Here is a 13,925-nt window from a genome sequence, read left to right on the forward strand (position 1 = left end):
CAACCAACCGCAGGGTTGCGAAGGGACCATATGTCTTGGTGAAGATCGATAAAATGACTGCACCCATGGAATAAACCCCGACGGGCGTCGTCTACGCTTTCGAGACTGATGCGCCGGAGGCTTATGCGTAGACGAAATTGGATGCTGGGTCTGACTGCTTCGGCCATGCTCACCGGCGCAGTCGCGGCCGCCCCCGCCGATGGCTACGCCAGCATGGTATCTGCCGCGATGGACCGGATGATGGCGGGCATGATGGTCAAGCCGTCCGGCGACGTCGACCGCGACTTCGTCGCAATGATGCTTCCGCATCACCAGGGCGCCATTGATATGGCGGTGGCAGAGCTGCGCTACGGCCATAACGAGCAGCTCAAGCGCATTGCGCAGGAGATCATCATCGATCAGCAGCAGGAGATCGCCGCCATGAAGTTGGCGATCGGTCAGCCGCTACCCCCTTCGACGCCAGCCCCGACGCAGGGCGGCGACCACCACAGCCATATGGAGCACTGACATGATCCCGACCTTCCTGCGCTCGGCCGCCTTGCTGATGAGCGCCGCACCGGGCATTGCCATGGCCCAGCAGGCGCCGTGGAACGCCCAGGACGTGCCTGTCAGCCACCGCGACCGCGTCTATGCATCCGAACAATTCTCCAACACGGTGTCGGTGACGGACCCGGCCGACAACAGGTTGCTCGGCGTCATCAAGCTCGGCGATCCGCAGCCGATGAATTTTTCCCCGCTCTACAAGGGGCAGGTGCTGGTTCACGGCCTCGGCTTCTCGCCGGACGGGAAAACACTGGCGGTCGTGTCGATCGGATCCAACGCCGTGTCGTGGATCGACACCGCCACCAACACCGTCAAGCACACGACCTATGTCGGGCGCAGCCCGCATGAGGCGTTCTTCACGCCGGACGGCAAGGAGGTGTGGGTTACGGTACGCGGCGAGGATTACATCGCCGTGCTCGACCCCACGACGTACAAGGAGACCGGTCGCATCAAGACGCCCGGTGGTCCGGGCATGACGATCTTCTCTCCCGATGGCCGATACGGCTATGTCTGTTCCTCGTTCAATCCGGTGCTGGCCGTGTTCGATGTCTCGACCCACGCGCAGGTCGGACAGGTGGCGCAGCCGAGTCCGTTCTGTCCCAACATCGCCGCGACGCCGGACGGCAAGCAGGTGTGGTTCACGCTGAAGGACATCGGCAAGACGGTCGCATTCGATGCCAGGCCGCCTTTCGCGATCCTCAAGGTGCTGGATACCGGACCGATCACCAATCACGTCAACTTCGCCCGCACGGTCAGGGGACAGTTCGCCTATGTCACGGTGGGCGGGGAAAACGCGGTGAAGGTGTTCCGCACGTCCGACTTCGCGCTTGTCGCTACCATCCCGGTCGGCAAGATGCCGCACGGCGTCTGGCCATCGGGCGACGGCCGGCGCATCTATGTCGGGCTGGAGAATGCCGATGAACTTGCCGCGATCGACACCGCCGGCAACAAGGTCGTTGCCACCGTGCCGGTCGGACAGGCACCGCAGGCGATCGCCTATGTGCCGAACGCTATTCCGACAGGCCCCGGCACCGACAATCTCCAACCGCTCGGTACGGCAGGCAAGGCGGTGCATCTGAACATGGGGCCAGTTGGAGGCAATGGTGCGGCAAGCAGCATTACCCTCTTCGACCAGGGCATCATTCAGGTCGTGCAGAGTGCCGTTACCGGTTTGCAGCCCAAGAAGCCTTATATGCTCGTGCTCACCGCCAACGCGGACGGCAGCGGTGCGGTAGAGCCGCTTGCGAACTTCATGAGCAATCCGGCAGGTGCGGCGATCGTCAACGCATCGGGTCCGATCCGGCAGATCGTTCAGGGCAGTGCAGCGGCCCCCCGGCGCTTTCTGGCGGTCGCCGAGGTAGTGAATGGCGCACCGGGCCGCATCGTGCAGGTGCAGCGCGACTGAGATGGACCCGCTTGCCGCCGCGATCGAGCCCCTGGTCCCCGGTCTGCGCCGTTATGCCCGGTCGTGGTTGCGCGATCGGGCGATGGCGGATGACGTGGTGCAGGATTGCCTTGAGCGCGCGGTCGGGCGCTGGCGGCAACGACGCGGGACGGAGGTTCGCCCCTGGATCTATGCGATCCTGCACAATCTGTTGGTCGACCATCAGCGGCAGCATAGCCGGCGAGGTACGGCGGTTCCGCTCCACCTCGTGGACGACGCTGCGCTCGGCCACCCGGCCGATCAGGACGCAGGCCTGCACCACCGAGACCTGTTGCGCGCACTTGATGCGTTGCCCGAGGAGCAGCGGACGGTGCTGCTCCTCATTTCCGTCGAAGGTCTGTCATATGGGGAAGTCGCTGCCGTCGTCGGCGTGCCGCTGGGAACGGTGATGTCGCGCATATCGCGGGGGCGCGACCGTCTGGCGACGCTCCTCCAGGAGGATGAACGGCCACGATTAAGGAGTATTCGATGACCAGCCCGATCGGAGAAGACGATCTGGCCGCGTGGATCGATGGCAGGCTGTCGCCCGAGCGGCAGCGTCTGGTCGACGCTTACCTTGAAGGCCAGCCGGACGTGCATGCCCGTTTGCGGGAGCAGGCGGAGCAGGCGCGAGCCCTTGCGTCCCTGTTCGCTCCCATCGCGGAGGAACCGATCCCGGCGACGATGCGCGTCGCAGCCATCAGGGGACGGCAACGCCAACCGCCTTGGCAACTCGCCATCGCCGCGTCGCTTCTGCTGGCGGTCGGATTTGGCGGTGGTTGGTCGAGCGCGCGGTGGAGCGGCGAACCCCACGCGGGCATCGCGGCGCTGGCCAATGAGGCGAGCGACAATTTCCGTGTCTATGCCGCCGACCGGATCCGACCGGCGGAAATCGGCCCCGACCAGCGCGCCATGCTGATCCGGTGGACCTCCAGCCGATTGGGTGAGCGCGTGACCATCCCGGACCTTAGCACAGCGGGTTACCGCTATGGCGGGGGCGATTGGTCGCGACGCCCCACGGCCCTGCGGCGCTGCTCCTCTATGATGGACCGCAAGCGTCGAAGCTCGCGGTGCTGACGAGGCCCATGCAAATCGACAAGAGCGCAAGCATGACCAGCACGTCCAGCGGGACCATGGGCCGGGTCACATGGGCGGTCGACGGGATCGGCTATAGTGTGGTGGGGGAGCGCCCCGCTGCCGAGCTGCATCCGATCGCCAACGAGGTCCGGCGCCAGGCCGATGCGGCGCTTGTGTCCTGATAGCGCGTGGCCGGTTCTCAGCGCGACAGGCACTGGGCGGACCAGCGGGATCACGGCTTGCGCTCGGCATCCTTCCGGTCGGCCTCTGCCGGAGTCAGCCTGGCCCGCTCGCGAATGCGACGTTCGAGCGGAGCGCCGACGAACAGTACGAGCATCGCAAGGCTCAACCCGCCGATGATGAGCGGCCACACCGCCAACCCTGCTGCCGCGCCGATCGTGGCCGTGACCCAGATGCACGCGGCGGTCGCCAATCCATGCACTTCCTGACCCTGGCCGACCCGCAGCACCGCGCCGGCACCGATGAAGCCGACGCCGGACAGAATGCCCTGCATCGCCCGTCCTGCGGCATCGGCGTTTACGTTCGGCAAGCCACTGTGCACGATCGCCTGCACGGCGATGCAGCTCGCCAGACCGACCAGACCCAGCGTTCGCAATCCCATGATCTGCCGGTTCTCGCGCGAGCGTTCCCAGCCGAGCACCATCCCAGCCGCGGTCGCCACCACCAGCCGCCCGATCGCATCGATCCAGAAGCCGAGGTCCGATGCCGCTGATGCTTCGATCATTCGACCAGCACGTGCACATGATGCCAGGCGGTGCACAGATAGCCGGCGAAGTTCCACACCGTATCCGGCCGCTCGGGCTGACCCTGTCCAGTCTCGTCGAAGGCGCGCACGACAAGGTGCTGGCGCCCCTTGGCGAGCGTGGCGTCGAGGGTCCAGCGCCGCCAACCCCAGTGCGCCTCCGGATCATCGGTGAACGTCGCCTGTTGCCAGTCGCGACCACCGTTTACCGACACTTCGACCCGAGAGACGCGGCGATCATAGGCGATGGCATAGCCCTCGATCCGCACCTCCCCGGCCGGCAGGCTTTCGCCAGAGCCGGGCACGCAGATCGCGGCGTTGAGCGGCATGGCATTGATGGTCAGACCCTGGCTCCAGTCGACGGTGTCGCTCGTCACATCGGCAGGAAAGAGCTTGTAGTCGTGCGCCTGGATCGGTGCGTCGGATGGCGTCTCGCGCACCTCGATCCGTGTCAGCCATTTGGCGCTCCGCACCCCGGCATAGCCCGGCACCACCATGCGGAGCGGTGCGCCGTGTTCGGGCGTCAGCGGCTCGCCGTTCATCGCCCAGGCAATAAGGACGTCGGGTTGCCGCGCCTTGTCCATGGCGATCGAGACCCCGAACAATGCTTCCTCGCCTTCGACGTCCACCTCGTCCGCGCCGGTGAACGCCACGAACAGGTCGGACGCATTCGGCGCACCGACGGCATCCAGTACGTCGGACAGTCGTACGCCGGTCCATTCCGCATTGCCGATCGCGCCCACGTCCCAGGGGTCGCCGGACGTCCTGGCGACCTGCTGAAGATCCGTGCGCCGGTTGCCGGCGCACTGGAGAACTGCCGTCACCGTCCGCGTGGCCAACGCGCTTTTCAGTTCCTCCACCGAGAAGGAGCGGCTCGCCATGCCCGTCCCGCTCACTTCGATCCGGTGATCGGCAGGCAGATCGGGCACTGCACCATGGCTGCGCACGTAGAACAGCGCCTGCGGCGTCAGGAACCGCTCGATCAGCGCGCCGGGCGTCGGCTCGGCGTTGTAGGGATCGGATTTGCGCTCGATCATATCAGTCATGGACGAACCAACGCCGCAAGCGCGCGGATCGCTTCAAGCCTTCAAGACTATCGCAGACGAAGGATTACCGATCGTTCCGATATCCAGATTGGAACAAACAGATCGAACGGTTGGTCGTATCGATCAGTTTGCGCGATACAAGCTGCATGACCCTGGAGCAGCTCAGAATCTTCGTCGGTGTCGCCGAGCGCGAACACGTCACCAAGGCAGCAGAGGTGCTGAACGTCACGCAGTCCGCTGCCTCCGGCGCGGTCGCGGCCCTCGAAGCGCGCTACGGGGTTCCTCTGTTTCACCGCGTCGGGCGTGGCATCCAGCTGACCGAAGCGGGCCGCGGCTTTCTGGAGGAAGCGCGCGCGGTGCTGGGGCGGGCAGCGCATGCCGAGACGATGCTGGCGGACTATGCCGGGCTTGCCCGTGGTTCGTTGCGGATCGTCGCCAGCCAGACGATCGCAAGCTACTGGTTGCCCGCAAGGCTTGCCGCCTTCCACGAGCGCCACCCGCAGATCGCGGTCGAGCTGGCGATCGACAACACCGAAGGCGCGGCAGCGCAGGTCCTTAGCGGAGCGGCGGAACTCGGTTTCGTTGAAGGCGAAGTGGACGAACCAGCGCTGGCGCATTGGGAAGTCGGACGCGATCCGATGGTGCTGGTCGGACGCAGGGACGCCGAGCGTGTCGACGAGGACTGGCTTCGCGCTGCACGCTGGATCGTCCGCGAGCAGGGTTCGGGCACGCGCTCGACCTTCGAGGACGTGCTGCGAACGCGCGGGTTTGATCCGGCCCAGCTGACGGTAGCGATGACGCTGCCGTCCAACGAGGCGGTGCGTACCGCGGTCGAGGCCGGTGCCGGCGTCGCTGTGTTGTCGCGATTGGTCGTCGCACGCGCGCTCGAGGCCGGCGATCTGGTCGAGCTGGCGCTTGAGTTACCCGATCGCGCCTTCCACGCGCTGCGCCACAAGGAACGCTATCGCACCCGCGCGGCCGACGCGCTGACGGACCTCATCAAGGAGCAAGTCGCATGACTGCCGACGCACCTTCGGCCCTGACCGGCCTCAAGCCGCTAAGCAGGCTCGATCACCCGCGCGAGATGATCCGCCAGTTCACACCCAACTGGTTCGCCGCGACCATGGGCACCGGCATCCTCGCTCTCGCGCTGCCGCAGGTGCCCGGCATCGGCCCCGCGCTCAAACCGATTGGCGAGGTGTTGTGGTTCTTCAACATCGCGCTCTTCATCCTGTTCGCCGGTCTCTATGGCGCGCGCTGGGCGATGTTCGGGCATGAGGCACGGCGCATCTTCGGCCACAACACCGTGTCGATGTTCATCGGGACCATCCCGATGGGCTTGGCGACGATCATCAACGGATGCCTCGCCTTCGGGATCGCGCGGTTCGGTAACGGCATCGTGCCGGTCGCACACGTCCTGTGGTGGATCGACGTCGCCATGTCGCTCGCCTGCGGCGTGTTGATCCCCTACCTGATGTTTACCCGCCACGAGCACAGCCTGGACGGCATGACCGCGGTGTGGCTGCTGCCGGTCGTCGCAGCCGAAGTGGCGGGTGCCAGCGGCGGGCTACTCGCACCGCATTTGGCCGATCCCCACGCGCAAATCGTGACGCTCGCGACTTCCTATGTGCTGTGGGCCTATTCGGTGCCGGTCGCGTTCGGCATCCTCGCCATCCTGATCCTGCGCATGGCGCTCCACAAGCTTCCGCACGAGAGCATGGCAGCATCCTCCTGGCTGGCGCTGGGGCCGATCGGCACTGGGGCGCTGGGTATGCTGGTGCTCGGGGCGGATGCGCCGGCGATCCTCGCTGCGCACGGGCTGGCCGGTGTCGGTGCCGTCGCGCAAGGGATCGGCGTCGTCGCCGGGCTCTGCCTGTGGGGTTTCGGCCTGTGGTGGCTGGCGCTCGCGACGCTCATCACCATCCGCTACTGGCGCGCCGGCGTCCCATTCAACCTTGGCTGGTGGGGCTATACCTTCCCGCTCGGCGTCTACACCGTCGCCACCTTCCGCCTCGGTACGACGCTGAGCCTAGGCTTCTTCGGTATTGTCGGCACAGTGCTGACGGTCGCGCTCGCGGCGATGTGGCTCCTGGTCGGTGCCAAGACACTCGCCGGAGCATGGCGCGGCAACCTGTTCGTCTCGCCCTGCATCGCTACCCCGAACTGATCCACCCTGATGATCGGATCAATCGGTCCGATCACTTGCAGAACGCCGCTTCGAACCGCCAGCGTGGCTGGCCACAGGAGAGCCTTGTCATGGACAATTTTGACGCCGCGCTGGCGAGTGAAACCAGCCGTCGCCGCTTTCTCAGGCGTACGGCGCTCGGCACCGCCGGCCTTGCCGCAGCACCTGCGCTGGCGCAGCAGCTCGTCGACCTGAAGCTGCCTGGCGGCAATGCCGAGCGGCCGATGACCAGCGCCTTTCCTGGCAAGGGCAGCATGATCCTCCAACGCATCCATCCTCCGCTGTTGGAGACGCCGATGGACGTGTTCGACAAGTCGGTGTTCACGCCCAACGACCAGTTCTTCGTTCGCTGGCACTGGGCCGACATTCCAACCTCGATCGACGTCGAGAGCTTCCGCCTCAACGTCTTCGGCCACGTCAACCGACCGCTGTCGATTAGCCTCGCCCAACTGCTGCGCCTGCCGCGGGTCGAGATGGCGGCGGTCAACCAGTGTTCGGGCAACAGCCGTGGGCTGTTCCAGCCCCGGGTCGCCGGCGCGCAATGGGGCAACGGCGCGATGGGCAATGCCAAATGGCTCGGCGTGCGCCTGCGCGACGTGCTGGACCTCGCGGGGGTCAAGGCAGGCGCGGTACAGGTGCGCTTTGGCGCGCTCGATCAGCCGGTTGTGGCGGACGCCCCTGACTTCGAGAAGGCGCTCGACATCGACCATGCCCGCGACGGCGAAGTGATGATCGCCTTCGGCATGAACGGCGAGCAGCTGCCGCTCCTCAACGGCTTTCCCTGCCGGCTGATCGTCCCGGGCTGGTATTCGACCTACTGGGTCAAGATGCTGAACGCGATCGAGGTACTGCCCGGCCTTGACGACCAGTATTGGATGGCCAAGGCCTACAAGATACCGGCGACACCCGGCGCGAATGTCGCGCCCGGTGCCAAGGACTTCCCGACCGTGCCGATCAATCGCATGATCCCGCGCAGCTGGATGACCAGCCTGCCCGATGGCCAGGCGATCGCCTATGAGGCGTCGATCCCGGTCGGCGGCATCGCGATGGGCGGCGATTGCGGCGTCGCCAAGGTCGATGTCTCGTCGGATGGTGGGCGCACTTGGTACAAGACGACGCTCGGTGTGGACGAGGGCAGGTACAGCTTCCGTCGGTGGGATGGTCGCGTGCCGCTTAGGCGCGGTCCCAACCCCATCATGGTGCGCTGCTGGAACGCCAACGGTGTCGCTCAGCCGATGAAGCCGATCTGGAACCCCGGCGGGTTCATGCGCGGCAACATCGAAACCACCACCATCATCGCGGCCTGAGGAGCGAGTAGCATGAAGACCCCGTCTTCCGGCATCATGGCCGCTGGCCTGATCGGCCTGACCGGCATTATCCTCGTCTCGATCGGGGCGCCGAGCAGCCGCAAGGCGCCTGCCCCGATCTCCGAGACATCCGAGCCGGCACCGCCCACCAGCGTCTCAGCCCGCGGCTTTTCGCTCGCCTCGACCAGCGTCGACCTGCCGGTCGATGACGTTACCTACCCCGATGGTCCGCACGCCGACGTCATCAACGCCAACTGCACTTCGTGCCACTCGGCCAGCATGGCGCTGACCCAGCCTGCGCTATCGGCGGATCAGTGGAAGGCGACCGTCACCAAGATGCGTGAAGTGTACAAGGCTCCGGTGGCCGAGAAGGACGTCAACGCGATCGTCGCCTATCTCATCGCTATGCCGAGCCAGAAGGCGGCACCCGCGACAGGCAAGGCACAGGATCCCGACCCCAAGGCGGCTCCCGATGTCTCAGGTGGAACAGGCTAACCGATCTCCTTCCATAATCCCGAAATACCATCGTTTGTGGGACGGTCGCCAGCAGTGAACTGCAACGCGCCGACACTGCCTTGCGAGCCGACAGAAGGAAGAGCTTCAACCCTCAATGAAGCTTCATCGGTGCCGTTTGGTAGGGTGCCGTTTGGTCCTCCTTGGTTAGGACTCCAGGCGGACCAAAGGGCCGATCCGAGCTAAATTCTTAATGTCCCTTTTTGGCGGAAATCGGACCGGCCAGAGTAGGAACGCAGAGGGTATACCTAAAAAGTACTAGCAAAAATTCGATCAATGTCGCGGGAAAGCAGGGAGGGGAGCCAAGTGTCGCACCCGGCTCTAGCTTAATTTATTATATCGTCTATGCTGGATATATGGAAAGCAACACCGCGATCGCCGCGCTTAGCGCACTAGCGCAAGGAACACGGCTCGACGTGTTCCGCCTACTGGTTCAGCACGAGCCAGACGGCGTCGCTGCGGGCGATATTGCTCGGCAGCTCGATGTGCCGCAAAACACGATGTCGGCGCACCTTGGCATCCTCGCGCGTGCGGGCTTGGTCCGCTCTGAACGGCATAGCCGCTCCATCGTCTACCGCGCAGATCTGGGCGGACTGCGCGCACTGACCCTGTTCCTCGTCAAAGACTGCTGCGCCGGCTCGCCCGAATTGTGCGCGCCACTGCTGGCCGAACTCACCCCTGCTGCTGAAAGGACGCCCCGTGGCCGTCGATATCGTGATCTATCTCAACCCCGAGTGCGGCACGTCGCGCAACACGCTGGCGATGATCCGGAATGCCGGCATCGAGCCGCATATAGTCGAATATCTGAAGACGCCGCCCTCGCGCGCGCTGCTGGTCGAGCTGATCGATCGCGCCGGGATCACGCCCCGCGATCTGCTGCGTGAGAAAGGCACGCCCTATGCGGAGCTAGGCTTGGGCGACACGTCGCTGTCCGACGACGTGCTGGTGGACGCTATGATGGCGCATCCGGTCCTCATCAACCGGCCGCTGGTTGTCTCTCCGGTCGGCGTGAAGCTGTGCCGACCGTCCGAAGCGGTCCTTGATCTGCTGCCCGAGCCGCAACAGGGGGCGTTTGCCAAGGAAGACGGCGAAAAGGTCGTGGACGCCTCGGGTCAGCGCATCGCCTGATGCTGCTCGCGCTTGCTATCTTCGTCGTCACGATTGCGCTCGTCATCTGGCAACCCAAGGGCCTCGGCATCGGGTGGAGCGCGCTGGGCGGTGCAACCGTTGCGCTGCTCGTCGGCGTCGTCTCGCTCTCCGATGTGCCGGTGGTGTGGGGCATCGTCTGGAATGCGACCGCGACGTTCGTCGCGATCATCATCGTCAGCCTGTTGCTCGATGAAGCCGGGTTCTTCGAATGGGCGGCGCTCCATGTCGCGCGCTGGGGCGGGGGCATGGTCGCCGGCTGTTCGTGCTGATCGTGCTGCTCGGCGCGGCGGTGTCGGCACTGTTCGCCAACGATGGCGCGGCCCTGATCCTGACGCCGATCGTCATCGCGATGCTGCGCGCCTTGGGATACAAGGACAAGGCGACGCTGGCGTTCGTCATGGCGGCGGGGTTCATTGCCGATACCGCCAGCCTGCCGCTGATCGTTTCCAACCTCGTCAACATCGTGTCGGCCGACTTCTTCCGGATCGGCTTTGCCGATTATGCCTCGGTAATGGTGCCGGTCGATCTGGCGTCGATCGCCGCGACGTTGGTCGCGCTGTTGCTGTTCTTCCGGCGCGACATACCGGGCAGCTATGATGTGGCTCAGCTCCGCGCGCCCGCTGACGCGATCCGCGATCCTGCCACGTTCAAGGCGGGCTGGGTCGTTCTCGCCCTGCTGCTCGCCGGCTTCTTCCTGCTTGAACCTATCGGCGTGCCGGTCAGCGCCGTTGCCGCTGCCGGCGCGGTCCTCCTGCTTATCATCGCCGCGCGCGGCCATGTTATCCAGACGCGCAAAGTGCTGGCCGGCGCTCCGTGGCAGGTCGTGATCTTCTCGCTCGGCATGTACCTGGTCGTCTATGGCCTGCGGAATGCTGGCCTGACCGACCACCTTGCCGGCCTGCTCGATCGCACCGCGCAAGGCGGCGTGTGGGGTGCGGCGTTCGGGACCGGGATCATTGCCGCGCTGCTGTCATCAGTGATGAACAACATGCCGACCGTTCTGGTGGGGGCTGTCGATCGACGCGACGCACGCCACAGGCGCGATCAAGGAAGCGATGATCTACGCTAACGTGATCGGCTGCGACCTCGGTCCGAAGATCACGCCGATCGGCTCACTCGCGACGCTGCTCTGGCTGCATGTCCTCGGGCAAAAGGGCATCCGGATCGGCTGGGGCTATTACTTCAAGGTTGGCGCGACACTGACGATCCCGGTGCTGCTGGTAACGCTCGCGGCACTCGCGATCAGGATCAGCATGGTATGACGGCACTCGTCTACCTTGCCGCGTCGCTTGCGGAAATCGCGGGCTGCTTTGCCTTTTGGGCATGGTTGCGGCTGGACAAATCGCCCCTGTGGCTGGCTCCGGGCGTGGTCTCGCTAATGCTGTTCGCCTGGCTGCTGACACGTGTGGATAGCGATGCAGCGGGGAGGGCCTATGCTGCCTATGGCGGCGTCTATATCTGCGCATCGCTGGTCTGGCTGTGGGCTGTCGAAGGGGTGAGGCCCGATCGCTGGGACGCGGGTGGAGCGGCGCTCTGCTTGATCGGCACCTGTATCATTCTGTTTGGCCCAAGGACCGCCTGATGCCGCTCCGCACTCTCTCCGATCCTGATAATCTGCCCGCACTCGATCGGCGCTATGCGCTCGATCGTCCTGCCCTTGGGCTGGGCGCTGGTGATCCACCTCCGCGGATCCTGCTGCTCTACGGATCCCTGCGGGAGCGGTCCTTCTCGCGGCTGTGCGTCGAAGAAGCTGCTCGCCTGCTACAATTCTTCGGCTGCGAAACGCGGATCTTCGATCCTTCGACGTTGCCGCTGCCCGATCAGGTGACGGGGGACGATCACCCGGCCGTCCACGAGTTGCGCGAACTGTCGATGTGGTCGGAGGGGCATGTGTGGTGCAGCCCTGAACGACACGGCCAGATTACCGGCATCATGAAGCTGCAAGTCGATCACCTGCCGCTGTCGATGGGCGGGATGCGCCCAACGCAGGGCCGCACGCTCGCCGTCATGCAGGTGTCGGCGGGGTCGCAGTCGTTCAACAGCGTGAACACGCTGCGCGTCCTTGGCCGTTGGATGCGGATGGTGACGATCCCCAACCAATCCAGCGTCGCGAAGGCGTTTGCCGAGTTCGACGAAAGCGATCGAATGAAGCCTTCGGCCTACTATGATCGGATCGTGGACGTGATGGAGGAATTGGTACGCTTCACGATCCTGCTACGCCCGCACACCGCACAACTGGTCGATCGCTATTCCGAACGAAAGGAGGCAGGCGTGCCGATCGATAGCGCCACGGACCTTTCGAGCATCGCAACCTCACCAACGTATCGGAAAGGCGAGTAAAGTCCGCTTAGTGTGGCAAACCGCTCCTGCGACATTGTGCATCACGAAGTGTGCTTCTAGATGCATGCAATGAAACGCCGGGCTCGCCCACTCTCCAAAATATTGCATTCCATGGCGTTTTTCGTCCTGGCAGTGATGTTACTGGTCCGGCTTGGTCCGCTCTGCGAGACGATGGCGATGGCCGCGCCTCCGGCTGCGTCCGCGATGATGGACTGCGCCAGCAAATCAGCAGGCGCTCCCGTCAAAAAGGCGCCTGCGTCGGCCTGCGCCATACCGTGCGTTGCAGTTGCCGGCGAAACCGTCGAACATATCGAGCTGGTTCCGTCCTCCCGTCTATCGCCATGGCCGGCTCCACAGACGGGCCTTTTAGGCATGGCATACGCTCCGGCCACACCCCCTCCGCAAACCGTGTGAAATTGAACACCATCACACGTAAATTTCGGAGAATATCATGACCAAGTTTAAGCTCATCAGCGCTGCTTTCGCCCTCACCCTGTCGACTGGCGCATTCGCCGCTGTCGCCAATTGCTGCGCCGACATGGCGTGCTGCAAGGACGGTGCGGACTGCTGCAAGGATGGCGCAAAAGCCAAGGCCGCGGACTGCTGCGATCATGCCAAGGGCGGCATGAAGCACGGCTAAAGCTGGATAGGGGCGGGCAACCGCCCCTATTTTTCTAGTCTACGTCTACTCGGCGCGGCACGCCGTCCCGCCACGGTCGCTGCGACGAGCGGAGAGTTACCCTCAGGGTTGAGGCTCTTCCCCGAACCGCATCCATCGTTCGTTCCATCTCGCGCGCAATTACCGCCAGCGTTTGCCTGGCCTCGATACGCCGACGAAGCTCGGCGTCATCATCATCGGTCCAGGACGTTCCACGTCGAGCGGTCAGCCCAATACCTCCTCAATCAGGAGCAATCCCAGAAACCCGATGAAGAACATCGCGCTGATAAGCGGGGTGTCAGGCTTCTCGTGCGCTTCGACCAACAGCTCTTCCGTCACGAGATAGAGCAGCGCCATCAGACCGAAACTGAGAAACCCGGCGATGACGACGGGCGGAAACGTCGCAACGGGCGTCGCTATCGCTGCACCGATCGGCAGCAACAACGCGATCCCCATCGTAATCGCGATGATCCGCGCCTTGGACTTGATCGTCTCGCCCAACTCGGTCGTCACGGTCAGTCCGAGAAACAGCACCTCCAATGTCAACGCGATCGTCAGCAACACCCCGGCCTTCCCGCCAGCGACGAACGCCAACCCGAGAACAAGCCCGTCGATCAGGATATCGACGGCTACCGCACCCAACATGGCGATCGGGCCACTGGCGCGACCCTCAAGGGCTTTGAGCGACAGCATCACGAGAATGCCAAGCGCGCCGCCTGTGAATGTCGCGATCGGTGAACCTTCGTGCATCACCTGGGGCAGGATCTCGGCTGCCGCTGCGGCGAACACGACGCCTGCCGCCAAGTGCTGCATAGCGCTTACGAAGGCATCACTTGGCCGTCTCGATACCGCGAATAGCGAGCCGATCAGTACGGCGACGACGGGAATGAGCGTGAAGGCAACGGCCTGCATAGCTTAAGC

16 protein-coding genes and 2 pseudogenes are annotated in these 13,925 nt (G+C 64.5%); 15 read left to right on the forward strand and 3 right to left on the reverse strand.

The features are described 5' to 3' along the window. Positions 1 to 141 precede the first annotated feature (141 nt). The 5 genes from QP166_RS04800 to QP166_RS04820 are packed head-to-tail and all read left to right on the forward strand — an operon-like array spanning position 142 to position 3,225. Entirely contained in the window at positions 142 to 507 is a 366-nt protein-coding gene (locus QP166_RS04800) for a DUF305 domain-containing protein (protein WP_229668351.1), read from the forward strand. A gap of 1 nt (position 508) precedes the next feature. After that, positions 509 to 1,948, forward strand: coding sequence for a YncE family protein (locus tag QP166_RS04805; RefSeq protein WP_333914886.1), 1,440 nt, complete (start codon positions 509 to 511; stop codon positions 1,946 to 1,948). Position 1,949: 1 nt separating this feature from the next. Beyond that, positions 1,950 to 2,459 (forward strand): RNA polymerase sigma factor, encoded by a 510-nt coding sequence (locus QP166_RS04810; RefSeq protein ID WP_041394245.1) that lies wholly within the window; start codon positions 1,950 to 1,952, stop codon positions 2,457 to 2,459. Next, positions 2,456 to 3,043: an anti-sigma factor family protein gene (locus QP166_RS04815; protein WP_333914887.1), complete on the forward strand. Its 588-nt coding sequence runs from the start codon at positions 2,456 to 2,458 to the stop codon at positions 3,041 to 3,043. Before QP166_RS04810 ends, QP166_RS04815 begins: the two co-directional genes overlap by 4 nt. Before the next feature lie 32 nt (positions 3,044 to 3,075). Further along, the gene (locus tag QP166_RS04820) at positions 3,076 to 3,225 is read left to right on the forward strand and encodes a hypothetical protein (RefSeq protein ID WP_156357090.1); all 150 of its coding nucleotides are present in this window, start codon (positions 3,076 to 3,078) and stop codon (positions 3,223 to 3,225) included. Positions 3,226 to 3,275: 50 nt separating this feature from the next. On the opposite strand, the gene QP166_RS04825 is transcribed toward QP166_RS04820, so the two are convergent. Together QP166_RS04825 and QP166_RS04830 are read right to left on the reverse strand one after the other, a co-directional pair. Beyond that, positions 3,276 to 3,788: an MgtC/SapB family protein gene (locus QP166_RS04825; RefSeq protein ID WP_052075880.1), complete on the reverse strand. Its 513-nt coding sequence runs from the start codon at positions 3,786 to 3,788 to the stop codon at positions 3,276 to 3,278. Further along, positions 3,785 to 4,852, reverse strand: a complete 1,068-nt coding sequence (locus tag QP166_RS04830) for a sulfite oxidase (protein ID WP_333914888.1) — start codon at positions 4,850 to 4,852, stop codon at positions 3,785 to 3,787. Before QP166_RS04830 ends, QP166_RS04825 begins: the two co-directional genes overlap by 4 nt. 146 nt (positions 4,853 to 4,998) lie before the next feature. On the opposite strand from QP166_RS04830, the gene QP166_RS04835 reads away from it, so the two are divergent. The 10 genes and pseudogenes from QP166_RS04835 to QP166_RS04880 all read left to right on the forward strand — a co-directional run bounded on the left by QP166_RS04835 (position 4,999) and on the right by QP166_RS04880 (position 12,986). After that, a complete protein-coding gene (locus tag QP166_RS04835) occupies positions 4,999 to 5,871 on the forward strand; it encodes a LysR family transcriptional regulator (protein ID WP_333914889.1) in 873 nt (290 codons plus the stop codon). Further along, entirely contained in the window at positions 5,868 to 7,019 is a 1,152-nt protein-coding gene (locus QP166_RS04840; RefSeq protein ID WP_333914890.1) for a TDT family transporter, read from the forward strand. The genes QP166_RS04835 and QP166_RS04840 overlap by 4 nt, the downstream gene beginning before the upstream one ends. A gap of 89 nt (positions 7,020 to 7,108) precedes the next feature. Further along, a complete protein-coding gene (locus tag QP166_RS04845) occupies positions 7,109 to 8,344 on the forward strand; it encodes a molybdopterin-dependent oxidoreductase (protein ID WP_056532709.1) in 1,236 nt (411 codons plus the stop codon). A gap of 12 nt (positions 8,345 to 8,356) precedes the next feature. Continuing rightward, the gene (locus tag QP166_RS04850; RefSeq protein WP_056532564.1) at positions 8,357 to 8,839 is read left to right on the forward strand and encodes a c-type cytochrome; all 483 of its coding nucleotides are present in this window, start codon (positions 8,357 to 8,359) and stop codon (positions 8,837 to 8,839) included. Between the two features lie 374 nt (positions 8,840 to 9,213). Continuing rightward, a pseudogene (locus QP166_RS04855) lies at positions 9,214 to 9,537 on the forward strand (ArsR/SmtB family transcription factor); the annotation flags it as partial. 19 nt (positions 9,538 to 9,556) lie between these two features. Further along, entirely contained in the window at positions 9,557 to 9,985 is a 429-nt protein-coding gene (gene arsC, locus QP166_RS04860) for an arsenate reductase (glutaredoxin) (RefSeq protein WP_082445131.1), read from the forward strand. After that, positions 9,985 to 11,268, forward strand: a pseudogene (locus QP166_RS04865) (arsenic transporter). The gene arsC and the pseudogene QP166_RS04865 overlap by 1 nt, the downstream one beginning before the upstream one ends. Next, the gene (locus tag QP166_RS04870) at positions 11,265 to 11,588 is read left to right on the forward strand and encodes a YnfA family protein (protein WP_333914891.1); all 324 of its coding nucleotides are present in this window, start codon (positions 11,265 to 11,267) and stop codon (positions 11,586 to 11,588) included. Before QP166_RS04865 ends, QP166_RS04870 begins: the two are co-directional and overlap by 4 nt. After that, positions 11,588 to 12,346 carry an arsenical resistance protein ArsH gene (arsH, locus tag QP166_RS04875; protein WP_056015372.1) on the forward strand — a complete coding sequence of 253 codons (759 nt, stop codon included), beginning with the start codon at positions 11,588 to 11,590 and terminating at the stop codon, positions 12,344 to 12,346. Before QP166_RS04870 ends, arsH begins: the two co-directional genes overlap by 1 nt. A 451-nt stretch (positions 12,347 to 12,797) precedes the next feature. Next, positions 12,798 to 12,986 carry a hypothetical protein gene (locus tag QP166_RS04880; protein WP_041394287.1) on the forward strand — a complete coding sequence of 63 codons (189 nt, stop codon included), beginning with the start codon at positions 12,798 to 12,800 and terminating at the stop codon, positions 12,984 to 12,986. 243 nt (positions 12,987 to 13,229) lie between these two features. Here the strand turns inward: QP166_RS04880 and QP166_RS04885 are convergent, their stop codons facing one another. After that, positions 13,230 to 13,916, reverse strand: coding sequence for a ZIP family metal transporter (locus QP166_RS04885; RefSeq protein ID WP_031393017.1), 687 nt, complete (start codon positions 13,914 to 13,916; stop codon positions 13,230 to 13,232). Positions 13,917 to 13,925: the final 9 nt, after the last annotated feature.

It is taken from the genome of Sphingomonas sp. LR60, from assembly GCF_036855935.1.
GTDB lineage: Bacteria > Pseudomonadota > Alphaproteobacteria > Sphingomonadales > Sphingomonadaceae > Sphingomonas.